Origin of the sequence: Rubripirellula obstinata, from assembly GCF_001642955.1 — a bacterium.
Taxonomy (GTDB): domain Bacteria; phylum Planctomycetota; class Planctomycetia; order Pirellulales; family Pirellulaceae; genus Rubripirellula; species Rubripirellula obstinata.
The window spans coordinates 1-24,308 of sequence record NZ_LWSK01000086.1; the positions used below are offsets into that span (position 1 = coordinate 1).

Here is a 24,308-nt window from a genome sequence, read left to right on the forward strand (position 1 = left end):
GTTTCGCGGCTACGCCGCGAAACCGAGCCAGAGAATTGGTGAGAATTAACGCTGCCATCCGGGGATTTACATCCCCGGCAGAGAGCTTCCGTCCCTCCGGGACTATTCACGAATTCGTGTTTTCCGGGACCAAAAATCTTGACGGCGTTGATTGCTACGGGTGCGTTTGCAAACTTGATGCATCGAAGGCGTCGGGCAACAGTTGCGAGAGCTTACGAATTTTTTGCGACCCGTCGATCACATCGACCATGATGACCGTCATGTCGATGTTGAATTCGGCGAGGAATTGTCGGCATGCGCCGCACGGCGTCACTCCACCGATGCTGGTGATTGCGACGGCGCGAAGGTCGCGGTGTCCCGCGGCAACGGCTGCCGAAGCGGCATTACGTTCGGCGCACTGGCAAAGTGAGTAGCTGGCGTTTTCAACGTTGCAGCCAACAAAGAATTCGCCCGAGTCCACCAAAATCGATGCACCAACATAAAAGTGGCTGTGTGGTGCGTAGGCGTGGTCACGAACTTCGATCGCTTTGTGGACCAGTTTCTCAATTTCAGAGTGCTTCAGTTCAGGCATGTCTAACTTGGTTGGAAAGAATTGGCGAAATGAACGACGGTTAGGCAGGAAGACGCGAAAGGATCAAGGAACGTTTCGGTGGAGCTTGTTCGGTCACCTCGATTGCATCACCCAATCGTGTAGCATAGTCTTTTGCGTCGGCTGGGTGGGAATGAATTGTCAAAAGAGTTTGCCCTGATTCGACTGGGTCGCCGATTCGATGATGGACCCGGATTCCGACTTGGTGGTCGATCGCATCGCCCGCTTTTCTTCTGCCGCCGCCCCAAGAAACAATCGCCTCGCCAATCGATTGGCAATCGACCCGGTTGACGAACCCCCCGGTCGAAGCGGTGATCTCGGTTGCTGGTGCCAACGGCAGCGGGCCAGAAAGTTTTCCAGATTGGCGGCTGACCAGCTTCTCAAATCGCTCCATCGCTTGCCCCGAATCCAGCATCTCGATCAGTTTTTTGGTAGCAATTTCCTGTGAGTCGTATTGCCCGCAATTCACCAGCACATCGGCACACAACGCAATCGTCAACTCGCGAATTTCACCCGGTTTGCCTTGCAGAACTTCGATTGACTCGTTCACTTCGATCGCGTTGCCGACGGCTTCGCCAAGGGGCTGGTCCATGTCCGACAAAATTGCTGTCGTCGGCATTCCCGCCGCGTTCCCAACCGAAACGATCGACTTGGCAAGTTCCATCGCGTCCGCTTCGCTTTTCATGAACGCCCCGCTGCCAACTTTCACATCCATCACCAACGCATCTAAACTAGCCGCCAGTTTTTTGCTCAGGATACTAGCCGTGATCAGCGGGACGGATTCGACGGTTCCCGTGACGTCGCGGAGCGCGTACAGGCGGCGGTCGGCCGGGGCAATTCGATCGCTGGCCGTGATGATGCAGGCACCAACGTCTTTCAGCAATTCAGTCGTTTTCTCGGCGGAATACTCGACCTGAAAACCTTCGATTGATTCCAATTTGTCCAGCGTTCCACCGGTCAGCCCAAGCCCACGACCGCTGACCATGGGCACATCGACTCCACAGGTGGCCAGCAGCGGTGCCAAAATCAGCGAAACTTTATCGCCCAGTCCACCGGTGCTGTGTTTATCGACGCGAACCCGCCGATTATTGCCTGAATCGCTATCTTGGTCGGCCGTTTTTGGCAGCCGATCGCCGCTGCCCAGCATCGCCTGGGTTAGGGTCGTCGTTTCGCGTGCTGTCATGCCTCGCAGGCAGATCGCCATCGTCAGAGCCGACATCTGGTAATCAGCCACATTGCCGCTGCAAAAGCCGTCCACCATGAAATGAATTTCATCGTCGGCCAATTCGCCGCCGTCGCGTTTTTTGACAATGATCGAGGATGCAAGCATGGTGCGTCTAACTTCGTTTGGGGTTGGTGGATTGAGCCCATTCCCATGGACCGACCTTATCGTAACGATTACGGTTATTCAGTGCTGCCCAGTGTAAGTTCGGGGTAAGTTCGGCGTATTTCTGCTGACCACGATCTTATGATGGCAGCAAAATTAGATCTCTTTTCTTAAGAGCCAAAACAATGAACCACCGCGACCGCATCAAACTAATCTCTTTGCTCTCTCTTTTTAGCTTCGTTGGTCTTCTTGGCCACACGAACAACATCACCTTGGCGGATGAAGCAGCCGTTGCTGTGCCATCGGAAATTCAAGCGGGACCACGGGCGCTTTCAAGAGCCTTTCGACTGGCCGCTCGCAAAGCAACGCCATCGGTCGTCACCATCCTGTCCTACGGTCAACCCGTCGCCGGTGCAAAACCGAATCAGTCAGATGATTCATCAACCGATGAAGAAGATACAAACGAGGACAATGAAAACGACGACACCGATTCATCCAGCAGCAACGCGCAAGACGCAAATCAGTTAACCGGCTTGGGCAGCGGAGTCATCGTTTCCAAAACCGGAATGGTGATCACCAACAACCATGTGATCGTGGGTGCAAAACGAGTCGTTGTTCAGTTGTCAGACGAAACCGAAATCGAAGCAACTGAAGTCTACGGTGACGCAGCGTCCGACGTCGCGACGCTGAAAATCGCGATCCCACAAGAGGAATGGTTGGCAGGCGTTCGCATGGTCGACGCCGACATCGCGAACTCGGACTTAATCGAAATCGGTGATTGGGTGTTGGCGATTGGAAGTCCATTCCGTCTCGATGCAACGGTCAGTGCGGGCATCATCAGCGCCAAAGATCGTACGCTCGGTCGCATCCGTCGCGGGCGACTGATCCAAACCGACGCAGCGATCAACCCAGGCAATTCCGGCGGCCCGTTGATCAATCTGGACGGCGATGTCGTTGCCATCAACACGGCGATCGCGACACGCAACGGTGGCTACCAAGGCATCGGATTCGCGATCCCGATCAATCAGGCAAAATGGATCGCCGAAGAATTGGCGGCTCACGGAAAGGTACGGCGAGCAGCGATTGGCATCATCATGGCCGAGCTGAAACCACGAATTGCTAGGCAGTTTAAGTTGCCCGCCGGGATTGGCATTCTGGCTTATCAGGTGATCGAAAACTCAGCCGCCCAACGCGCCGGAATCCAACCGCTTGATGTCATCACCGAATTCGCAGGCGAGCGCGTGAACAAGCCCAGCAATCTGCAACGCATCGTCGAACGCAGCCCGATTGGGTCGTTCCAAGAAGTCGTGGTTCTAAGACGCGGCGAAAAAATGAAGCTCGAAATCGAAATCGCGTCGCTGGAAGATCCAACACTGACGCAAGTGAAAGACGAAGAGGAAAAAGACGACACGGTTGAAACTGAAACCAACGAAGATGTTTCCGGTGAAGATTCAGAGGAAGCCGAATCCGAAGAAAGCGAACTCGAATAACCGCGATCGATTGGTTTCGTTAAATACAGAAGTGTTCATTGTTGAGTGTGAATGACACCGATCCAATTCCGTGTTTCACTCTTCATCATCTACCCTTCAAACTGCCCTTCATGTCTTGGCTTCTGCTCTCGGTTCTCTCTGCTTTCCTGTTGGGGATTTACGACGCGGCGAAGAAGGCATCGGTCCGCGAGAATGCGGTCCCGCCCGTTCTGTTTTTTGCTGTCGTCTGTGGAGCGGCGATTTGGGTGCCGCTGTTAGTCTTTGGGAAAGCGTTCCCCGATTGGCTGCCGACGGATCGGTTGCGGGTTCAATCAATCAGCACCAGCATGCACGCGGCACTCTTTCTGAAATCAGTGATCGTGGGAACATCGTGGACCTTGGCCTATTTTTCACTCAAACGGTTGCCACTTTCGATCGCTGGACCGCTGCGAGCGATCGGCCCGGTGTGGACCATCTTGTTGGCGACGATGTTGTTGGGCGAACGGCCGACGCTTTGGCAGTGGATCGGTATCGTCGTTGTGTTGGTCGCGTTCTACGCGTTTTCTGTTGCCGGCAAAAAAGAGGGCATTCAATTCCGCAAAGATCCTGCGGTCGCTTGGATGGTGATCGCGACGATCGTGGGTGCTTGCAGCGGGTTGTACGACAAGATCTTGTTGCAGAATTTTGCTTTGGACGCGGCGACGGTCCAAGCTTGGTTTTCGATCTATCTAGTCGTGGTCCTGTTTCCTCTGGTCGCGTACTGGTATTGCATCGATTCCGCTAAAATTCGGTTTACTTGGCGAGCATCGATTCCTTTAATTGCAATCTGTTTACTGGCGGCCGACTTTGCGTATTTCACGGCGCTCACCGATCCCGACGCCCTGGTGTCGGTCGTGTCACCGATCCGGCGGCTTGCCACCGTGATCTCGTTCGCGATCGGGATCGTTTATTTCGGCGAAAAGAATGTCCGGCGAAAAGCCGCATGTGTTGCCGTGCTGATTTCAGGTGTTTTTCTGATCAGTTTAGGATGATACGACTGCCTGCATGATGAAACGACGCTCGCTAGAATGCTGGTTGCCAATTTAAGAATCAAAGACGCCCCTTCCGAGAGAATGCACTGATGAAATTACGTTCTGTCTTACTGTGTTTCGCCACCTTCCTAGGTTGCGTTGCATTTATCGCCCAGTCTGCCTTCGCTGATGGCGAGCCCGAACCTGTTCAAATCAAGCATGACGGCAAACCGCTGCTGATTCCCGATGTCCCCAGGGATCAGGTCATTTGCTTTGCTCTCTACACCGTTCACGAGGAAACGCTCAAACTCTCAGCACACCTGTATCCCCTCAAAGCGAACGAGTCTCGCGAAGTCACGCTGGAGGTTCGCCCCAAAGATTCACAACAGGCTCCGTGGGTTCAGGTCGCCAAAGCAAACGTGGACCAACATCATCTTGCGGTCTTCCGAGCAGAGGATTGGGACACAACCAAGACCTACGCCTACCGAGTGACTCACCCAGGCGGATCAGAATTCCAAGGAACGATTCGCCGTGATCCCATCGACAAGGATCAGGTTGTGATCGCCGCGTTCACGGGTAATTCTAATCGTGACCGCGGAGATCGTGCCGACATCGTTCGCAACGTCGCCGCCCAAGATCCCGACTTGCTTTTCTTTTCAGGCGATCAGAGTTACGACCACAACCGACACTACGCGGCTTGGCTTTTGTTCGGTCGGCAATTTCGTGACATCATCAAAGATCGTCCGACAATTTGCATTCCAGACGACCACGACGTCGGGCAAGGGAATCTGTGGGGCGAAGGTGGAAAGAAAAGCTACATCAACGGCGGAGGAGATGGCGGCTATTTGAAATCGGCCGACTACGTCAAGCAAGTCGAACGAGCACAAACCAGCAATCTGCCTGACCCGTTTGATCCAACGCCGATCGAACAAGGCATCGGAGTTTACTACACCGATTTGAACATCGGCGGCATCGACTTTGCCATCATCGAAGACCGCAAATTCAAAACGGGTCCAGCGGGTTTGGTGCCACAGCAAGGTGCGCGGCCGGATCACATCAATGATCCGAATTACGATCGTGATTCGGTTGACGTTCCCGAAGCGAAACTGCTGGGTGATCGACAGTTGCACTTTTTGCGAACCTGGGCAGGCGATTGGGAAGGCACCCAAATGAAGTGCGTGCTTTCGCAAACGATCTTTGGCGGCGGAGCCCATCTAAGCGGAAAGTATGACGGCCGTCTGCTTGCTGACATGGATTCCAACGGCTGGCCGCAAACCGGACGCAAAAAGGCGCTCAAAGAAATGCGTCGCGGGTTTGCGGTTCATGTTGCAGGCGATCAACACCTGGCAACCGTCATTCATCACGGCGTCAACGCATGGGAAGACGCGGGCTATTCGTTCTGTGTCCCGTCGATCGTCAACTACTACGCACGCTGGTGGGCTCCGCTTGAAAAACCTGGCCAGCATGATCCCAACAGCCCGCTCCGCTACACCGGTCGCAGCTATGACGGCTTTGGAAACAAGTTAACGATGAAAGCGTACGCAAACCCAACAACCGCGAACGACAATGCGGCCGGTCACGGCATCATCCGATTCAATAAGTCCGATCGAACGATCACCTTTGAATGTTGGCCGCGAAACATCGATGTCACCGCACCCGATGCAAAACAGTACCCAGGTTGGCCGATCACGATTTCCCAGTTCGACAACTACGCTCGTCAGCCCATGGCGACGCTTCCCAGCTTGACGTTTGTCGGCGACGAAGATCCGATCGTGAAAGTTACCGATCAACGCAGCGGCGAGCTCATTTACGCCTTGCGAGTCAAAGGGCAGAAGTATGATCCGATCGTTTTCCATGATTCGGTTTACACGATCGAGGTGATCGGCAAAACGAAAAGTCAAACCTTCAAAGATTTGGAGGCCCGACCCATCATTCCTTTGAAAAATGACAACGGACAGGTCGCAAAGTACGAAAACGATACGCCCAAACAGTTGAAAGTCCAACTGTGATTCAAGGCGATTCGTATCACAGCCAACCAGCATCCGTATCATGGATCGGCCGGCGCTTTCCATCGCTCTGCTTTTACCAGAAGTTCATCGCCAACGTGCTGCGTTCCAGTGCGATGGCGAGGCGTGAACAGTACGGCGACGAAGAGTGGACCGTTTCCAGCTACAAGGTGCTGAAGGATCTGGAAGCACTTGGCGCGCCGGCCGAGATCACGGGGCTGGAACATGTCCGTCAACTCGATTCGCCTTGCGTCTTTGTTGCCAACCACATGAGTACGCTGGAGACGATGGTCTTGCCAGCGATCATTCAACCGATTCGCGATGTCACCTTTGTCGTCAAGCAAAGCCTGCTGGACTATCCCGTGTTCAAACACATCGCCACCGCGCGAGATCCGATTGCCGTTGCCCGCGACAATCCTCGTGAGGATTTAAAGGCAGTGATCAACGGTGGGATCGATCGACTTGGGCGAGGTATCTCGGTGGTTGTGTTTCCACAAACCACGCGAAGTTCAACCTTCGATCCGCAAAAGTTCAACACAATCGGAATCAAGCTGGCCGTCAAAGCCAAAGTGCCAATCATTCCCGTGGCTCTGCAAACAGACGCCTGGGGAAACGGAAAATGGATCAAAGACTTCGGCCCAGTAGACCCAAGCAAACCAGTCCGCTTCGCCTTCGGCCCACCCATCCAAATCGAAGGCCGCGGAGCCGATCAACACAAAGAAGTAATCCACTTCATCGAAACAAAACTACAGCACTGGAACCGAGGTGATGCAGCAAGGTAGCCCGTAAATTTGGTTACTCTCTTTGTGTCCTCTGTGCCCTTTGTGGCTAGAAAATTAGTTCTTATCGCTTGCTGATGTTTTGCTAGCCACAAAGGGCACAGAGGACACAAAGTCTTGCGAGGTTTTTGAAACCAGAAAAGGTGTCAGGTACCAAAAAGTGAGAATAGGTAATTCGAGAATCCCCCAAGCAGCCGAAACGGTACCTGACATCTTTGTTTTTCCTTGACACCTTTGTTTTTCCAATTTCCCTACGAAGGACCATCGGCGAAATCCCAGGAGCCTAACCGAAATCCAATCTGGCTTGGCGGCGGTCGCGGTCGAAATCGACAGGCTCGGCATCCGCTCGATCGCTCTGCCCGCACTCGGTTGTGGACTTGGCGGGCTGGACTTTGAAACCGTTCGTGAGGCAATTGGAAAGGTTTTCAGTGATAATTCGAGTACCAAAGTGTCGCTTTTTCGCCCAGGATAAGTTTGCCAACGCTCGCAACCCCGTAACATTGTTTGTAACCGAATATCCGCCTGAACAGGATTGCTAATGATTCAGAAACAACCTCCCCCACTCGACGAGCGTGTCGCGCAATTGGAACAGGATGTTCGACTGCTAAAGTCGAGGTTGCCGCCCCAGGGCAACGACAATGAACTCGGATGGCTGACGACAATTATTGGCTCCCTTCCGGACGACGAATTAACTCGTGAAGCCCAGCGACTGGGACGTGAGTGGCGGCAAGCTCAAACTGACGGGCCAAACGAACCGTGATGTATGTTTTTGATACCGATCACCTCTCGATCTTGCAAAGAGATTCCGGTGGTATCGACTAGGACAGAATCATCGGACAACTTCAACGCGAGGGCTCCCGAAACGTTTTCATCAGCGTCGTCAGCATTCACGAACAATTTCTTGGCTGGCACAATGCAATTGCACGTTGCAAGAACGAACCGCAACGGGTGGAACCGTATCGACGATTGGCCGCACTCACAGAGACTTTTCAATCAATCGGGCTTCTGAAGTATGATCAAGCGGCCGCAGACGAATTCATGCGTCTGCGAAATGCAAAAGTGCGCATCGGCACCATGGACCTACGGATCGCGTCCATCGCGCTCGTGAATCAAATGACCGTGGTGACGCGAAACAGCGTCGATTTTGAACAAGTACCAGAACTGAAAATTGAAGATTGGACGGAGGCGAGGCAATCATGATTCAACATCGACAGGAATACGAACTTGCCAAACGCCGACTGGCGGAACAAAAAGAGTGGTTGTGATGCGTCGCAAGAGCTACATCAAAGAAAGATTGAGCGAGCCATGCAGCCCTTGGAAACGTTCTATTTTGGGAAGTTAGAAGAGGTTGAGTTTTTTGAAGCCGAAATGGGGGCGAGATGACCGCAAAAGAGTCAGGCAAGTTGAGCAGTTCGGTTCATGAAAAAGGTCCGCTCCACCGAAAGATTGTCAGCGATACAAGCGAAGGCGGGCTCGAGAAGATTATCTTCGACGACATGGTTGATCGCGGTTGGCGGGCTGGCGACGCGAAGGACTATGGTCGCGAATACTGTGTCGATCTGATCAATCTTCGCGACTTTCTAAATACCACCCAACCGAAGATCGCGGAAGAACTTCTACTCAAGAACCAGAAAAGGTGCCAGGTACCAGGAAGTGAGAATAGGTAATTCGAGAATCTCCCAAGCAGCCAAAACGGTATCTGATACCTTTGTCTTGTCGTCAAGTTCATTACTGATTCCATTGAGGCTGGCAACCAGGATTCGGGCACAATCATGCTTGGCGGACAGGGTGCAAGGCGTCCAGGCGAGACCAGTCCTTACGGTCTCTGGGGAGCATTGGGAACGCGTGCAAGCAGCGATAACGTCGAGGAAGAGTTCTAAAGCTTACAGCACTGGAACCGAGGTGATGCAGCAAGGTAGCCCGTAAATTTGGTTACTTTCTTTGTGTCCTCTGTGCCCTTTGTGGCTAGAAAATTGGTTCTTATCGCTTGCTGATGTATTGCTGGCCACAATGGGCACAGAGGACACAAAGTCTTGAGCGGTTTTTGTTCAAGCAATATGTGTACTGCGAATGGTAAGGGCCAATGGTGTTGCATACGTTCTGCGTATCGATAACCCTGTCGTGCATTGTTTTCACTTTCTTGCTGCAAGAGAATTGCGTTTTGAAATCTTTTCGCCTGACTGTTTTTGTTTTTAGCTGCGTGTCGGCCGTTTGGGGTTCTTGCTGTTGGCAAAGCATCGCAAAGGCGGAGGAACCGTGGCGGCAATTTCGTGGGCCGGATAGGAGCGGCGTTGCTGCGAGTGACGAGGTTACTTTTGATTTGAGTCCGGGCAAGAATGTCGTTTGGCGGACTGAAACGAAGCATGTTGGATGGTCGTCGCCGATCACGGATGGCAAGCGTCTGTGGATGACATCGGCTCGAACTGTTGCGGCGACGCCTGAACAAAAAGCGAAGAAACTGGAAGGTGCAACCTTTGCGGGGTTGAAGGACGTTGTAACCAGTGTCGATATTTTTGCGGTTTGCCTGGATGTGAACACGGGCGAAATCGTTCATCACATTCGTCTGGACACGATCGAATCGCCCAATTCGATCAACCCCATGAACTCGTTCGCATCGCCAACCGGTGTCTGGTCGGGCGATCGGGTGGTGCTCCACTTTGGTCGCTACGGAACGTATTGCTTGAACGCGAATACGGGGGATGTGATTTGGAAAGAAAGATTGATCATCGACGACAGCGTGGGGCCAGGCAGCAGTCTGGCGATTCACGATGGCATCGTTGTAATCCCTTGCGACGGAATGGATGTGCAGTACGTTGCGGGATTGTCTTTACAATCGGGTGAAGTTCTTTGGAAAACATCTCGCCCAAACATCGACACTGAAAACGGCGAATTCCGCAAGGCTTATTCGACGCCGTTGTTGATAGAAGTTAATGGCAAGACACAAGCAGTGGTGCCCGGTTCCCAGTGGTGTGTTGCCTACGACGCGGTAACAGGCTCGGAGATTTGGAGGGTGGATCACGGCAAGGGCTTTAGCGTTTCGCCGACGCCTGTTTACGCCGACGGCAAAGTCATCTTTTCGACGGGCTATGGCGGCAAGGAATTGATGGCCGTCGATCCCACCGGCACGGGCGACGTTACCGACACTCATATCGTTTGGCGATCCAAACGTGGCGCGTCGATGATGCCGAGTGCCGCAGTGATTGGTTCGCAAATTTACTCGATTGCCGAAGGCGGTATTTTGGCTGCAGTGAATTTGGATGATGGCTCGCTGATTTGGAAGAAACGGCTCGGGGGCAAGTACTCGTCATCGCCATTGGTCAGCGGAAACCGATTGCTAATCGCTGACCATGACGGGAATGTAACCGTGATCGAGCCAGGGAAAAAATACAACGAAATCGCTCGATACGAACTTGGTGAGCAAATCATGGCGAGCCCGATTCCGATCGGAAATGACCTGATTTTGCGGACCGCCAAAGCTGTCTATCGGTTCACAAACTCGAAGTGATTCAAAGGGAAATGTCCCTCCGGAATCGCTAGAATGAACGCTGGAACGCCCTTGCAAGGGGTAGATCGTGGCCTTTAAGGCCTTTTTAAGGAAATTTAGTGCCCTTTTGTGTTGTCGGAGCGTAGAATGTGAGGCATGCGGTAAGACAGTGGTTTTAGAGTCGATCGTCCGCTTTCTTGTCTCATGTTCGGAGCGATGGGTCGCTTGTGAATGTCGCAGGCGGGTCGCCTTTCCATGGAAGGGACTTCGACGCTTTGGAGGAGTCTGTGATGGGTTATCTGTTTACAGGACACCTCGATTCAGAACATTCCAAGTCAGATCACTTGGCTCGTTTTGACGGTGCGAGATCTAACGGCCGAGGATTCACCGCCGCCTTGCTGGGGCAACCGCATGGCCTGCTTTCCTATGAAGGCGTTCCCGCCTACGGCTTGCTTGATCATGCTGCATCCCAAGTTCCTGATCGTGTCGCCGTCATTGATGGGCAACGCGAAATTCTCTATCGCGAACTTGCTAACGATTCGAAACGTGCTGCGGCGACGTTGCAGCGGTTGGGCGTGCAACCCGGTGATCGCGTTGGCATCTTACTGCCCAACATTGCCGAGTACATCATTGTCGCCAATGCGATTTGGCGTTGTGGTGGAATTGCGATTGCGATCAGCCCTTTGATGGTCGCTTCGGAAGTGACTGAGCTTCTTCGTAAGACAGACTGCCGCCGCGTTGTATGCCTTGACGTGCTGTCGCATGTTGTTGACCGCGAAGCTAATCCTGATGTGAAGCTGTTGCTGATTTCGATTCGCGAGAACCTGTCATCGTTGCAACAGATCGGTTACTTGTTCGCCCGCCGAAGTCGCACAGGTTCTTGGAGTTTGTCTGCCAATGAACGCATTGGATGGTTCTGGGATGAGATCAATCAAACCAAGACTGCATGGCAAGAACCGGATTTTGATCCGGCGACTCAGCCTGCCTACATCTTGCCGACTGGCGGGACAACGGGCACACCCAAGGCCGTCACGCTTAGCCATACCAACATGGTCGCCAATGCTTGGCAACAATTCGAGTGGACCGGGCGTCTGTTTGGTTCAGAAGTCATGTTGGGTGTTCTGCCATTTTTCCATAGCTATGGAATGTCAGCCATCATCATGAGCGGAGCTGCGATGGGGGCAACGATCGTCATGCACCACCGATTCAATACGCGACGGACGATCGAACTACTGGAAACCTATCGTCCGACGGTTTTCCATGCGGTCCCAGCAATGCTGGTCGCGATGAACGAACGTTTTGCAGTGAAAAAGCCTGGCATCAAAGGTCTGCGTTGGGTGATTTCCGGCGGTGCTTCGTTGGAGGAGTCCGTGGGGAAAGAGTTTGCCGAGCATACCGGTGCGTTGGTCGTCGAAGGTTACGGACTAAGCGAAGCGTCGCCGGTAACTCATGTCGGTCCGCTCTTTGATCGCCCGCACTACGGCACGATCGGTCTGCCGCTTCCGCAAACCGAGTGCCTGATCGTTGATCCCGATACTGATTGCCAACCGGTTCCCAACGGAGAGGTCGGCGAACTAATCATTCGTGGACCTCAAGTCATGTTGGGATACTGGCGTGAAGATTCATCAAACGAAAAGGCAGCAGACAACAACGCAGGCTGGCTTCGAACCGGTGACTTGGCGACGTTGGGCGATGACGGTTTTTACCGAATCGTTGGCCGCATCAAAGACCTGATCATCACGTCCGGATTCAATGTTTATCCGGGCGAGGTCGAAGCGGTGCTGCGATCCGCCGACGGCGTCATGGATGCAGCCGTGGTGGGCGTTTCGGATCCGCGCTGTGGCGAGATCGTCAAAGCATTTGTGGTGATGAAGCCCGGTCATGCATGGGATGAAAACTTGCTGACCGAACATTCCAAGCGACACCTTTCCAAGCACAAACGACCTCGCGTGTACGAGCAATGTACCGACGACTTGCCTAGGAATTTCTTAGGGAAGGTCGTTCGCCGTCAATTAAGAGAACGTGAACTTTCCCAAGGAGAATCGCAATGAACCATCCAACGAAAGAACCGATTGCTGAAGCAGAAAAACCTGTCGCTTCGGATTCAGGGTTAGCGAAACAGCAGGGTGAGTCCTTTGCCGAAGTTGCTCTGCGACTAGGCGGCGCATCACCCGATGAAGCTCGACGAACCGGTGTACTCGATACCGCTGACGACCAAGTCGAAGGCCTGTTTGCGCCCCAGTACCAAACGACTGGCAGCCCGGTTCATCGAGCGGTCTGGGAATCGAAAGTCGATACAAATCTGTTTCATTTTGATGCGGCACCAACCTCGCAACATGTCTCGCAGGTTGTGAACCAGTCTTTGGAAATTGTTCGCCAGCACCGCGACTTGGGAACCTTGCTAGACCAACATGGCAAGATTTCCTCGCACGTTTTGGATGAACTTGGACGTGCCGGGTATTGGGGGTTGTTGGTCGATGTGAAGTACGGCGGCAGCGGTGCGTCGATGAGCGAGTTCGCTCGGATGATCACTCAAATGGCGACCGTCGATCCAACCGTCGCGGGATTAGCGTCGGTCCATGGTTGCATCGGAGCGGTTGATCCGGTTCGCTCGTTTGGAACTGATCAGCAAAAGAAGCGGTTCCTGCCAAAGCTTGCCGACGGAACAAGGCTGTCTGCTTTCGCGTTGACCGAGCCCGGCGCAGGCAGCGATTTAACGGCTCTGAAAACAACAGCGGTTTTGAATGGCGATCATTACGTGGTCAATGGCGAGAAACTGTTTATCACCAATGCGATTCCTGGTCGCACGATTGGTCTGGTGTGCATGATCGATGGGAAGCCAAGCGTGTTGGTGGTTGATCTGCCAGCTCAAGAAAACGAAACGTTCCTGATGCGACGTTACGGCATCTACGCGCTTCGGCGTGCGAACAACAATGGGTTGGTGTTTCGCGATTTTCGCGTTCCGGCTGAAAACCTGCTTGTGCCTGCGCAAGGCGATGGTCTGACGATCGCCTACCACGGATTGAACCTTGGTCGAGTGTCACTGTGCGCCAATGCGGCGGGGGCGATGCGATCGATGCTGGCTGAAATGTTGCCGTGGGCGCAGTACCGTCAAACCTACGGGCAAGCGATTGAAAGACGAGAATTGGTTCGCCGCCGCATCGGCAGGATGGCGGGATTGATCGTGGCTTGCGACGCGTTGACACAGTGGTGCAGCGGATTGTTGGACGCAGGCTATCGCGGCGAAATGGAATGCATCATCGCGAAAATTTTTGGCAGCGAGTCGCAAAAGGAAGCTGCGATTGAACTGTTTATGAAAACGCATGGCGGTCGATCGTTTTTGGAAGGCCACTTCTTTGGCGACAACGTCCATGAATTTCTAGCGCCGTGTATCTACGAGGGCGAAGGCGAGATGTTGGGGATGGCGTTCTTTAAGTCCTTGGTCAAACATCATGGGAAGACCTATTTTGAACCCATCGGCCGAACGCTTGGCGAGATGGGAATCAAACAGCCGAACTTGGCAAACCCCAGTCATTTGTGGGCACTGCGCCGACCGATGACCGATTACGCAAAGTGGTATGCCGGTCGGACGGTTACCGGATCGCACTGGTCTAAGCTAAACGATGATGTGCCCAAGTCGCTGAGAAAGCATGCTAGGTTCGCGCAAAAATTGTTGTCGCGAAGTGGTTTTCAAATTAGCGGTACGATGCGGAAGCATCAATTAAAACTGGCCGACCGCCAGTGCCGCATGTCTGAATTGTCGCTGAACTTGCAACACGCGATCGTCATGCTGGTCACCAGTCTGTACGGAGCCGCGGCGAAAGATTCCATCACGACTGCGGCAGCCGACACGGTCTGTCGCGAACTTCGGTCGAAGATCACCGGCCAGAAACCAACCGACGACGATTATCGGCAGGTGACTACGTTGGGGGCAGAAATCGCAACCGACGGATGGACCGAACTCAATGAAGTCGATTCCGGTGAAATCATGATGAGGTATTAAACGATGACGATGCTTTCATCAAATTTGCTTGACCGATGGATGCCGTCTCGGTGGCGCGTCACCTACCCATCTTCTGCTCCGCGGACAACGGTGGTTTTGGGTGGCGGCGGGGCACGAGGACTAGCGCATTTGGGCGTGATGAAAGCGATCGGTGAATCGCAAGTCAAGGTCGAGCGAATTGTCGGTGTCAGCATGGGTGCGTTGGTCGGCGCGATGTGTGCCATCGATACCGATGCCGATTCGGCTGCCGCCAAAGCGATTCAGCTTTTACGTTCGCCGGTGTTTCAGTTGAAGCAAGAAATCCTGATGGGAACAGCACCGCCAACGGATCGCGAGAGTTCAGGTGGTGTTTTTGCTTGGTACGATCGTTTGAAAGGATACGTCAGTGCTCATCGCAAGCTGACTCGATCGGTAACTCAGGCTTCCTTGCTTTCTGATTCGCCATTGGTGGAATCGATTCACGCGTTGATCCCTGACATTGATATTTCCGAAACTGAAATTCCGCTAAGCATTGTCGCTGTGGATTTGCTTTCGGGATATCGCGTGGTTCTGGAAAACGGACCGCTTCGCTTGGCGGTGCAGGCGTCGATGGCGATCCCAGGAATTTTTCCGCCGGTTCGCTACCAGAACATGTTGCTGTGTGATATCGGAGTGATTGAGTCGGTGCCGACGTTGATTGCAAAATCCTACGACAGCGAATTGACGATTGCGGTCGATGTCGGTCAGGACAATACGCCGATCGATGATTGCACCACGGCGCTGGATGTGATGATGCGAGTTGACGATGTTTGTGAAAGGCTGATGCGGCGGGGAGCATTAAAATTCGCCGACGTGATCGTACGGCCAAAGGTTGGCGGCGTTGCCTGGTTTGATTTTGGTAATCCCGAATGCTTGATTCAGGCGGGACTGGATGCGGGGCGATTGTCCGTTAGGCATTGGAGCCAAACAAAATAAAACGCCCGACGGGTTCGCCGTCGAGCGTTCGATTAAAGCTGTTGAGAGCTTTATCCGCGAGGGTTTTTCTTGCGACGGCGACGCAGCATTAGACCAGTCAATGCGACGCATCCGGCTAGGCCGCTGGCGGGTTCAGGAACAGCTGACACGGTAATTCGGAAGGAAGACGGTGCAGCTGAAAGAGTCCCAGTTGTAGGCTGGCTTAGGAAGTCGTCAAAGACGCTGCTTGCTGGATCGATGAGGCTGATCAACGCATTCTGATCTTCACCATCGGTGGCGATCCCGGCCGGGAAATTGGTTCCATTCAATCCCAAAGCTGCGTTGCCATACAGCAACGGAATTCCCGGCGAAGCGGCGAAATCGTTGACTTCGGTACCCGCATCATAGAGCGCCGTTAGGTCGAACGTTAGCGATTCACCCGTGAAGGTGCTGAGGTCAAACGCGGGTGTGCTGATGTTTCCAATGAACGTGTCGCTTGATGGAAGAAGCATTGATGCGAGCGTTAAGAATCTGTTCGCCCCCAACAAATCAAGATCGAAGTCTGCGGAAACGGATTGGCCAGGAGCAATCGGACCACCGCCCAATGTGCCCGCTTCGCGCAACGCACCGCCTGAGTTGAATTCAGTCGTCAAGGCCCCCGTCATGCCCAGTTCTGCTAAGGCTTCTAGTCCATCGCTGGCTTGTCCAAGCGTTCCCGAACCGGTGGCTTGGCGAAGGTCAAAACTGCCGTCATGGAAGCCAGCGAAGACGGGCGTAAAGAATGTGTCGCCGCCGACGTTCTGAACTGTCAAGCGAACGCGTTCAGCCTGCACGGTTGAAGAGCTTAAGCAAGTAATGGTCATCGCCATCAGAAAGCATGGAGCCGAAATGGAGGGGAGCGTGGAAAGGAGTCGTTTCATTTTTCTCTCGAAATGGGGGGCTAGTAGCGTGTGCACTTGGCACAGCCTCGTTTGATCGCAACCGAAAAAGTCCGGTAGCTGAGTGAGACCGTTAAGTGAGTCGCTGGTGGATGGCGGTGATGACAACGAAAATGAAAACTTTTGTCACTTCTGACGATCCTCCTGATTGGGTGGGGATGTTTTGACCTGTCCAAGTGCCGCTTGTATCTCTGTTGCAATACGTTCTCGAGCCTCATCTGGCAGCGGAACTGGATCCGAAGGTTGGATCGATCGAGCGGCTTCCTCGATGAGCTTCATCCTTGTGGCGGCTTTTCGGCACGGTCCGCACGCTAGCCGATGCCCCAATTGGGCCAGCCGATCGACGGTGCAAAGACGTCGGTCCATGCTATCGCTGTCCAAACGCGAGCATCGATCGCACCCCAGCGTCAGTATTTTCAGCAGCGCCGCCCAGCTAGCTCGCAAGAACCGATCAAGACACACAGATAGAACGCCGGGTCAGAACCATCGATGAGTCAAGCAATCGCGGACATACATCCGAGCCCGATACATTCTTGCCGCCAAGTTGTTGCTGCTGATGCCAAGAAGTTTGCAGACCTCCGAAGTTTCCATGTGTTCCAGAATTCGAAACTCAAACGCCTGACGAGCCAAGTCTGGCAGGTCTTCGATGCACTCACGCATCACCGTTTTGAGTTCTTCCTGTTCCAGTGCCGACGCTGGATCGGACTCGGTCTTGCTCGATCGAAAGCCTGCGGGATCACCTTTTGTTTGGTCGCCTGTGTCGCCGTTTGACTGAGCAAGGCTTGCAAGTGATTCCACGCGGTTTTTCCGCCGATAGTGGTCCACCAACTTGTTTCGCAGTATACCAATCAACCAAGTTTCTTCTGAGGAATCTCTCGCGAAACCAGCGTTGTTTCGAATCGCTCCCAGGAACGTTTCTTGGACCAATTCTTCCGCGATTTCCGCACTGTTGACACGGCGAATCGCGTAGGCGTAAAGCGTATCGCCGTGGCGTTCCAACCAGTCCAGTCCTGCGGCACCAGGTGCCAGTTCCTCGTTGAACGCTGACAATACAATCTGACTAAAAAAGAGAACGTGATCTTGTAAGCCCTGTGGTGATAGAAATGACCAGATCCAATTTTGATCCGCCAGATTATCTGTTCGCTAGAAACTTATTTAGTGAAGATGTTCTCGTCCAACGTAGGCCGGAACAAGCTTCGCGCAGTTCCGGCATTGCATTGTCTAGCGTTGGATTGCCGGAACTGCGCTGAGCTTGTTCCAGCCTACACCATGCTTGAAGTTTCTTGGACTCAGTAGCCGTGAACCACCGTCGTGTTGGCCGAAGGATTGCCAAGCGGCGTCACGGCTTGTGTTTGAATTTCGCTACCATCCAATTCGTGTTGATGGCTGTGGCCGGGCAGGTTTTCGATTGCAATTGCCAGTGTGATGCCCAACAGCAATGCCGCTGTCAGCTTGCCACGATCGTGATCGTGGAACGCTACCTCTGGCAGCAAATCGGCCAATGCGATGCAGATGAAGAAGCCCGCCGAGAGTGCCAAGCCATAACCGAGTGCTGTGTCGGAAGCGGCAAACTGCGAGGTTCCAAAGTAGAAAAGAAGTGCCCCAAGCGGGCAGGCCATCGCAAAGAGGGCGTTGACCATGTTTTGTTGACTGATCGGCCAACCGCCCTGTTTCATCACCGATGTGATCGCGAATGCATCCAACGGTTTATGGAGAGCGACGGCTAAAAACGTTCCCAAGCCCGCCAATCCTAACCACGATCCATGCGCCGTTTCCGCGGCGACCGAAGCGGCCAATGCCACGCCATCGATCAACGTGTGCAGCCCCAGGCCAAACAACATCCCCAGCCAACCAAGCCGTTTGTCGTCACCGTGGATATGCGAACACTCGTTATCGTGCGAATGGTCGTGAACGTGATTCGATTCGGAATGATTCGATTCGGAGTGAAACGATTCGGAGTGATCCGGTTCGGAAACACAGTGCGTGTGGGCGTGAGCATGGAAGACACGCAGCAGCAAGAACATGCCGATGATCCCCACCAACGTGGACATGCCCGCAGCCGACGGGGAAATCAAAGAGATCGCATGCGGCAGCAAATGCAGCGATGCGATTGCCAACATCAAGCCGCCCACAAAACTCATCAGCATCTGGGTGCGGACGTGAGTCATTCGCATCACGCTGGGCAGGCGTCCACCTAGCACCGACGCGGCCACGACAAAAACGCAGTACACAAACAACAGGGCGAGAGGCGAAAAGTTCACGGAAGCATTACGAGGGCAATTTCATGGCGGGTCAGAACCACGCAATTTGGCAAGTTGACCAAACGTGTCAAGGGACGCAGCGATACTACTTGTGTCAGAGGGAATGACCCAACGGGAGACCGCCTCAGTGTCTCAAATTGCGATCGCTCGTGCAGATTGCAGTCCCGAGGGTTGGTTTGGCGTCAAGTAAGACGCCAGCCACAGGCAAAAAAATGGATTCTGCAGGAATGATTCTTGACGAAAAACATGGAAAAACCAGGTTTTGCTCAAGTCGCTTCCTCCTAAATTCTGATTTTGCTCGGAACGAACTCGCCAATGGCACGTCATTTGTTGTTACGTGATTCGCAATCAAATCTGACACCTTCAATCTTTGAACATATCCAAACACTAAACAGGGACGTAAATCATGTTGGTACTCAGCCGTAAAGAAAGCGAACAATTGTTGATTGGCGATAACATTGTTCTGACCATTAATCGCATTTCGGGAAATCGAGTTGCCATCGGCATCGAAGCACCCCGCGACATCCGCATCATCCGTGGCGAACTCAACCGCCACGAAGTTTCCCCAGGCGGTGATTCATCGGTCGCCATGAACATGCTGCAAAGCAACATCGCGGTCGCTAGCAAACCACATTCTTGAATTCGCGATTTCAGCGAGCGGGACGTTCGACTCACCCGCTCGCTGATTCGTGATGACTAGCGTTAGTGTTGAGCTCCGTGATCGTAATCGCGCCGCCAAAACACAGATCAACATCGCTGCCAGCATCTCTGGGGCGATTTTGGAAGTTCGATTGCAGGGTAATTCCATCCGCTCCGATTTGCGGCGTTCTTTGGTGTGGGTTCATGTCCACGCCGCAGTGAGCAATCGGCGGAATCTGACCGCTTGCCAATGTGCCGGGATCAATCGCTGGAAGATTGATGTTCCAAACCCGGCCCTTGTTGTTCATTCCACCGATGATCCTTCGCAGAATCCCCTCGGTCCACTCTGGAACGTGATCCCAAGTTTTGGGAATGCCTGGGTGTCGATAATGCGAGATTGCGATCGCGATGGGCAAGTGCAGCGATGCTTCGCGGGCGGCGGCGATCGTTCCGCTGACCATCACATCGACGCCCAAGTTGGCTCCCTGGTTGACGCCTGAAATCACGACATCGGCATCTTTGGCAAGATGGTTCAAGCCAACGCGGACGCAATCGACCGGTGTCCCGTCCACCGAGAACCAGTGCTCTTTGACCTGCTGGATTTTCAGCGGCCGACCCTGCGTGACGCTGTGCCCGCACTCGCTGCGTTGGCGATCGGGTGCCACGACCACAACCTGATCATGGGGAGACGCAATTTTGGAAACACAGTTAACCAAAGCATCCATACCGGGCGCTTCGATTCCGTCATCGTTGGTGAGTAGAAACTTCAATTAGCGATTCACATCAATGGAGTAATTCATCACACGATCACCGTCTTGCTCACGGGCTCGAAGAATCAGTTGCTGTCCGATCAGGTCTCTGCCGTTTTCCCAGTAGATCTCGCGACGGACCGTTTCGTCCGGTTTGATCTCGATAAAAGTGCTTTGGTACTGGCGTCCCGGGGCGAACAGGTGAGCATTGTAGGCTTGTCGTCGAGCCGATCGATTCGTGATGTCAATGCGAACTCGCAATTCACCAGATTTCAATAGCCGAGTCGTGACCTTGACGAGCAATCCTTCGGGGCCGACCGTGATTTCGCGGTAGACCGTAACCAGTTTTGGCGGGACCGTATCCAACTCGAATTGTATCGGCAATTCATAACTGCCAATCTTCGCCGTGTTCCCCAACACGACATCAAACTGCTCCGCCAACGATCGCCCGGCAAGTGTTTCCCAGGTTCGCATTGGATCGGTGATCGTCCACGCTTCGGGTGCCCGCACCCGCATCGAACCCACAAGCGATTCGCGAGTTGGATTGGTCAACATCACGGACAGTTTTTGTTGTTGCCCTAGCAGCGAATCAAATTGTTTGGGCTGAGTCTTGACGGACATCCGAAACGCCAGCAGGACTGGATCAACGCCGGTGATGAAAATGGGAACAGGCCCAACATTGATCAATTGGTGAGGTTGGATCGGGTCTGGGATCACCGGCAACGGCGTGACTCGTCCCCAGGCATCGACTTGTTTGACGTCGTAACCCAAGAACAACTTTTCTTTCGTCGGTTCGGGCGACCAAAGCATCATGACGGCGCGATCATCGCCGACGAAAACGATGCTTTCGGAACCACCGCGTAAACGCAGCGAGCCAGCTTTGCGGAGATCTCCGATGACTCGTGATGTTGTACGCCAAGGCAGCAGCAGTTCGTCGGGGCGTCCGTCTGGTTTCAGAATGCCACGCTGTGGATCGTGTGGCTTGCTTAAAAATGCGGCTTCCACTCGATGACTTCGGACCGTCGCCATGCGAAGAATTAGATCACGAACGCGGTTCTCTTGATCGTACTGGCTTTTATCAATCGGATCCAACAGCAACCAAGTCGTCGGGCCGGTGCTTGGCGAATTTCCCTCGCTCAATGATAAGAATTGGTCCAGTTCGGTTGCCTGCAATGAAGGCTCCGCACTGCGACAAGCCGATCGCCAAGTGGTGTCTGATTCTGGTAATTCCTTCTCCAGCCAAGGCCACGAAATGGCAACTTCGATCGGCTGGCCATACCCCTGCAAACCTTTCGAGATTTGCTTCACTGAATCGCGAAGGTGTGGTCTGCCAAGAAAACTAAAATCCTTCTCGCCACCGATCTGCCACTTCCGTACCTTCAGCGTCATTACTGACATTACGGTTTCAAGCTTGGGTTGCCAAACATTTGGGTCGCGAAACAGTTGCGCTGCGACCAGGTCGCGACGACTGCGTAAATCATAGCTCGGGACCTCGTTCGCAGGCGGCGAATCAAGCATTCCAATCGTCTGGATTCCTGATTCTTGCAGCTTCGCCATCATGGTTGCAATCTTCTCCGCTGCGACTCGATCGTCAGGTGAAAGCCAGCACGGGTACTTAATCCACGCGACGCCCAAGTCGGTCAGCCATTTTGATAGCTCGCGGGGTGATTGGCGAATGACTTCTTTGGGAAGCGTCCAGCCAAAGGGGCCATGCACTGGGCCTTGCAACGAGGGATCGATCACCACAAAGGTTGTTTCGCTGACCAATCGTGGCCACGGATGACCAGACACCGATGCGGTCATGCCTGATTGATCGGGACCAATCACAGGTTCGGGATGATCAATCGACGCAATCACTCGATAGAAACCAGGGTCCATGATCGGCGTTTTCCAACGAACATGGGACTCGTTGGAAATCTCATCTTCGTCAGTCGCCAATTTCGCTTTTGATGAACGTTGTTTACTGGTCACTTCAAGCTGTGACTTGCTAATCACGTTGCCCTGATGGTCCAGCAACTCAAAACCAACCGATGCACCGGATGTGCCCAGGCCCAGCACGCTCGCTTGGCATTCGACCGAGGTGCTGGAAACGTACACGCCGTTGGGTTGGTCCGTCGTCACGCGAAGCTGCGGAAACTGGTCAATCCGCACATTGTCAAACCCGATCGTGCCGCGGATATCCTCGAACCCGTCGCTGGATCGCTCGATGATCAAACGAACGGCCATCTTGGCCACGCCAATCGGCGGTCGAACCATCTTTACCGCCAACCGTTCCCAATCACGAGTCCCGCTGACCCGCGGCGATGATCGGACGGATATTTCTTTGTCGTTCTTGTCCAGGAAGACAAACTCGATTCGGACCGAATCGTAGCGAAGCCCCTCGGTCATCACGTCACAACTGAGTTGGTATTGATACTGCCGAGCTGATTCGATCGCCGGCGATTGCAGTTTGAACTGGCCACCATCAAGTTCAACCCGCAGATAACGATCCACCGCCAAGTCGCCTACCGACGGCGGTGTGGGGATCCTGGAAAGCCACGGATAGTTGTCTGCTTGTTCCTGCAGAGTTTGCCAAGTGTTGATCAGCCAGGCATCAAGACGTTGGATCTTTTTCTCAAAAAGCGGATCCTTGGCGACCAGTTCGCTGTGAACGAAGTTTGGATATCCAATTCCACGGTAGCGACTCCAGCCCTCCGGCATGCCTGTGTAGTTTGGATCGTCGACGCGACCGAATTTCCAAGCGAAAGTGCGTAGCGGGCGAGTGGCCGAAGTCAGTTTGCCGTTATCCGAAAACTTCTTCTGAGATGGGTTCGCCGATTGGCCGCTGGCCGCATAGGCCGTTTGACCATTGGCCGCGGAGATCGGTCCGCAGATCAGTCCGCAGATCAGTCCGCAGGTCAGTCCGCAGGCGCAAAACAGGGCCAACACGCATTTTGCTGCCATCGCAGCGGTTGCCACCATCGGTCGTGTCGGTAAGACTCGCCAATGATTCGGAATCAAGTCGATAAAAATGAAACCGAACATCCAGTGGACGACCGATCGAAGCAATAGGAGACGAATTTGGCTGAGCTTAAAATCGCGGTGCGAATTGATGCAATGAATTTGCCAATGCGGCAGTCGCTTGAAATGGCCGCGCGAATGGGGGCCAGTGCAGTCGAACTCAACGCAAAGAACGGCATTAACCCTTCTTCTTTGTCGGACACTGGGCTGCGAAGCTTTCGGAAAATGCTGGATGATCTGAATCTTCGCGTCGCAGCACTTCGTTTTCCCACCCGACACGGCTATGACCACGTGCCTGATCTGGATCGACGAGTCGATGCGACCAAGCAAATGATGTTGCTAGCATACCGGTTGGGATCGCCCGTCGTCGTCAATTCACTCGGCCGGGTTCCCGAATCCACCGACGACGCTCGTTACGAAACACTGAAAGCGGTGGTGGATGATTTAGGTCGCTACGGCGCGAAAGTCGGAACCTTCTTTGCCGCCGAGACCGGAACCGAGTCGGGCGAACAGTTGATGACTTTGCTGGAAAGCAGCGAGGATGGTTACGTGGCGGTGGCACTAAACCCCGGTCAGTTGATCATCAATCAATTCGAGTTAAGTTCATCGGTCGCAGCGGTTTCGTCGCGGGTGCAATTGGTGTTGGCAATCGACGGCGTGTTAGATTTGTCCGCGGGTCGCGGAATTTCGGTTCCACTGGGACAGGGAATCGCAGAATTACCAGAACTGCTAGGTGTCCTGGAAGAACACCAATATCGAGGTCACTTTGTGGTCGGACGCGCCGAGTCAAACTTGGAAGAGTTGAATCAAGGCATTCAGTATCTACGGCAGTTGTAAATGTTGCCGTAGCGGATCCTGCCCGGATTCAGTTTGGCACGGATCCTGATGGACTGAACCCAACGCCGCGAAGAGTTTCTGAATTGTTTAACCGCGTGGGCATCGCCTGGTCCGCTCAAAGTTTGGGGTTGCAGCAGTTCTCGTTTGCGCAGGTTTCATTCTCATCGCGATGGTGACTGCTTCCGCCGGGCTTGCCCCGAATGGCGTGGACTTAAGGAATTCAATGCGTGAAACCTTCTTCCGTCGAGCTTGTCTCGGCGGGGATAACAACTGGAAGCTACAAC

Annotated in this window: 20 protein-coding genes and 1 pseudogene; 13 read left to right on the forward strand and 8 right to left on the reverse strand. The window is 53.6% G+C overall.

Features of this window, described 5'->3' with window-relative positions:
• Window positions 1–154: 154 nt before the first annotated feature.
• Window positions 155–571 carry a cytidine deaminase gene (locus RC85_RS18155; protein ID WP_068265394.1) on the reverse strand — a complete coding sequence of 139 codons (417 nt, stop codon included), beginning with the start codon at window positions 569–571 and terminating at the stop codon, window positions 155–157.
• A 40-nt stretch (window positions 572–611) separates the two neighbouring features.
• Window positions 612–1,919, reverse strand: a complete 1,308-nt coding sequence (locus RC85_RS18160) for a thymidine phosphorylase (protein ID WP_068265396.1) — start codon at window positions 1,917–1,919, stop codon at window positions 612–614.
• A gap of 182 nt (window positions 1,920–2,101) precedes the next feature.
• Here RC85_RS18160 and RC85_RS18165 point away from each other — a divergent pair, with 182 nt between their 5' ends.
• The 5 genes and pseudogenes from RC85_RS18165 to RC85_RS29050 form a co-directional block, all read left to right on the forward strand.
• Complete coding sequence (locus tag RC85_RS18165) at window positions 2,102–3,406, forward strand: S1C family serine protease (protein WP_068265398.1); 1,305 nt, start codon at window positions 2,102–2,104, stop codon at window positions 3,404–3,406.
• A gap of 110 nt (window positions 3,407–3,516) precedes the next feature.
• Window positions 3,517–4,416 carry a DMT family transporter gene (locus RC85_RS18170; protein WP_068265400.1) on the forward strand — a complete coding sequence of 300 codons (900 nt, stop codon included), beginning with the start codon at window positions 3,517–3,519 and terminating at the stop codon, window positions 4,414–4,416.
• A gap of 89 nt (window positions 4,417–4,505) precedes the next feature.
• A complete protein-coding gene (locus RC85_RS18175) occupies window positions 4,506–6,404 on the forward strand; it encodes a metallophosphoesterase family protein (RefSeq protein WP_068265403.1) in 1,899 nt (632 codons plus the stop codon).
• Window positions 6,401–7,183, forward strand: a complete 783-nt coding sequence (locus RC85_RS18180) for a lysophospholipid acyltransferase family protein (RefSeq protein ID WP_068265405.1) — start codon at window positions 6,401–6,403, stop codon at window positions 7,181–7,183. Before RC85_RS18175 ends, RC85_RS18180 begins: the two co-directional genes overlap by 4 nt.
• A gap of 259 nt (window positions 7,184–7,442) precedes the next feature.
• Window positions 7,443–7,652: pseudogene (locus tag RC85_RS29050) on the forward strand (macro domain-containing protein); the annotation flags it as partial.
• A gap of 260 nt (window positions 7,653–7,912) precedes the next feature.
• On the opposite strand, the gene RC85_RS26380 reads toward RC85_RS29050, so the two are convergent.
• A complete protein-coding gene (locus RC85_RS26380; RefSeq protein WP_157593962.1) occupies window positions 7,913–8,071 on the reverse strand; it encodes a hypothetical protein in 159 nt (52 codons plus the stop codon).
• 57 nt (window positions 8,072–8,128) lie between these two features.
• On the opposite strand from RC85_RS26380, the gene RC85_RS26385 reads away from it, so the two are divergent.
• From RC85_RS26385 to RC85_RS18215, 6 genes are all read left to right on the forward strand, one after another.
• Window positions 8,129–8,380 carry a type II toxin-antitoxin system VapC family toxin gene (locus tag RC85_RS26385; RefSeq protein WP_084422807.1) on the forward strand — a complete coding sequence of 84 codons (252 nt, stop codon included), beginning with the start codon at window positions 8,129–8,131 and terminating at the stop codon, window positions 8,378–8,380.
• Window positions 8,381–8,559: 179 nt separating this feature from the next.
• Window positions 8,560–8,847 (forward strand): hypothetical protein, encoded by a 288-nt coding sequence (locus RC85_RS18195; protein WP_068265407.1) that lies wholly within the window; start codon window positions 8,560–8,562, stop codon window positions 8,845–8,847.
• Window positions 8,848–9,341: 494 nt separating this feature from the next.
• The gene (locus tag RC85_RS18200; protein WP_160148211.1) at window positions 9,342–10,685 is read left to right on the forward strand and encodes an outer membrane protein assembly factor BamB family protein; all 1,344 of its coding nucleotides are present in this window, start codon (window positions 9,342–9,344) and stop codon (window positions 10,683–10,685) included.
• 269 nt (window positions 10,686–10,954) lie between these two features.
• Window positions 10,955–12,715: an AMP-binding protein gene (locus RC85_RS18205; protein ID WP_068265411.1), complete on the forward strand. Its 1,761-nt coding sequence runs from the start codon at window positions 10,955–10,957 to the stop codon at window positions 12,713–12,715.
• Window positions 12,712–14,667: an acyl-CoA dehydrogenase family protein gene (locus RC85_RS18210; protein ID WP_084422808.1), complete on the forward strand. Its 1,956-nt coding sequence runs from the start codon at window positions 12,712–12,714 to the stop codon at window positions 14,665–14,667. The genes RC85_RS18205 and RC85_RS18210 overlap by 4 nt, the downstream gene beginning before the upstream one ends.
• A gap of 3 nt (window positions 14,668–14,670) precedes the next feature.
• Window positions 14,671–15,621 carry a patatin-like phospholipase family protein gene (locus tag RC85_RS18215; protein ID WP_068265413.1) on the forward strand — a complete coding sequence of 317 codons (951 nt, stop codon included), beginning with the start codon at window positions 14,671–14,673 and terminating at the stop codon, window positions 15,619–15,621.
• 50 nt (window positions 15,622–15,671) lie between these two features.
• On the opposite strand, the gene RC85_RS18220 is transcribed toward RC85_RS18215, so the two are convergent.
• From RC85_RS18220 to RC85_RS18235, 3 genes are all read right to left on the reverse strand, one after another.
• A complete protein-coding gene (locus RC85_RS18220; protein WP_149752978.1) occupies window positions 15,672–16,433 on the reverse strand; it encodes a spondin domain-containing protein in 762 nt (253 codons plus the stop codon).
• 582 nt (window positions 16,434–17,015) lie between these two features.
• Complete coding sequence (locus tag RC85_RS18230) at window positions 17,016–17,588, reverse strand: RNA polymerase sigma factor (RefSeq protein ID WP_068265419.1); 573 nt, start codon at window positions 17,586–17,588, stop codon at window positions 17,016–17,018.
• Between the two features lie 239 nt (window positions 17,589–17,827).
• Window positions 17,828–18,799 carry a ZIP family metal transporter gene (locus tag RC85_RS18235; RefSeq protein WP_068265420.1) on the reverse strand — a complete coding sequence of 324 codons (972 nt, stop codon included), beginning with the start codon at window positions 18,797–18,799 and terminating at the stop codon, window positions 17,828–17,830.
• A gap of 406 nt (window positions 18,800–19,205) precedes the next feature.
• Here RC85_RS18235 and RC85_RS18245 point away from each other — a divergent pair, with 406 nt between their 5' ends.
• The gene (locus RC85_RS18245) at window positions 19,206–19,439 is read left to right on the forward strand and encodes a carbon storage regulator (protein WP_068265424.1); all 234 of its coding nucleotides are present in this window, start codon (window positions 19,206–19,208) and stop codon (window positions 19,437–19,439) included.
• Between the two features lie 31 nt (window positions 19,440–19,470).
• Here the strand turns inward: RC85_RS18245 and surE are convergent, their stop codons facing one another.
• Both surE and RC85_RS18255 read right to left on the reverse strand, forming a co-directional pair.
• Entirely contained in the window at window positions 19,471–20,208 is a 738-nt protein-coding gene (gene surE / locus RC85_RS18250; RefSeq protein WP_068265426.1) for a 5'/3'-nucleotidase SurE, read from the reverse strand.
• On the reverse strand, window positions 20,209–23,211 hold the full coding sequence (locus RC85_RS18255) for a COG1470 family protein (protein ID WP_068265428.1): 3,003 nt from the start codon (window positions 23,209–23,211) through the stop codon (window positions 20,209–20,211). It lies immediately after the preceding gene.
• A 36-nt stretch (window positions 23,212–23,247) separates the two neighbouring features.
• Here RC85_RS18255 and RC85_RS18260 point away from each other — a divergent pair, with 36 nt between their 5' ends.
• Window positions 23,248–24,024, forward strand: coding sequence for a sugar phosphate isomerase/epimerase family protein (locus RC85_RS18260; RefSeq protein WP_068265430.1), 777 nt, complete (start codon window positions 23,248–23,250; stop codon window positions 24,022–24,024).
• Window positions 24,025–24,308 lie beyond the last annotated feature (284 nt).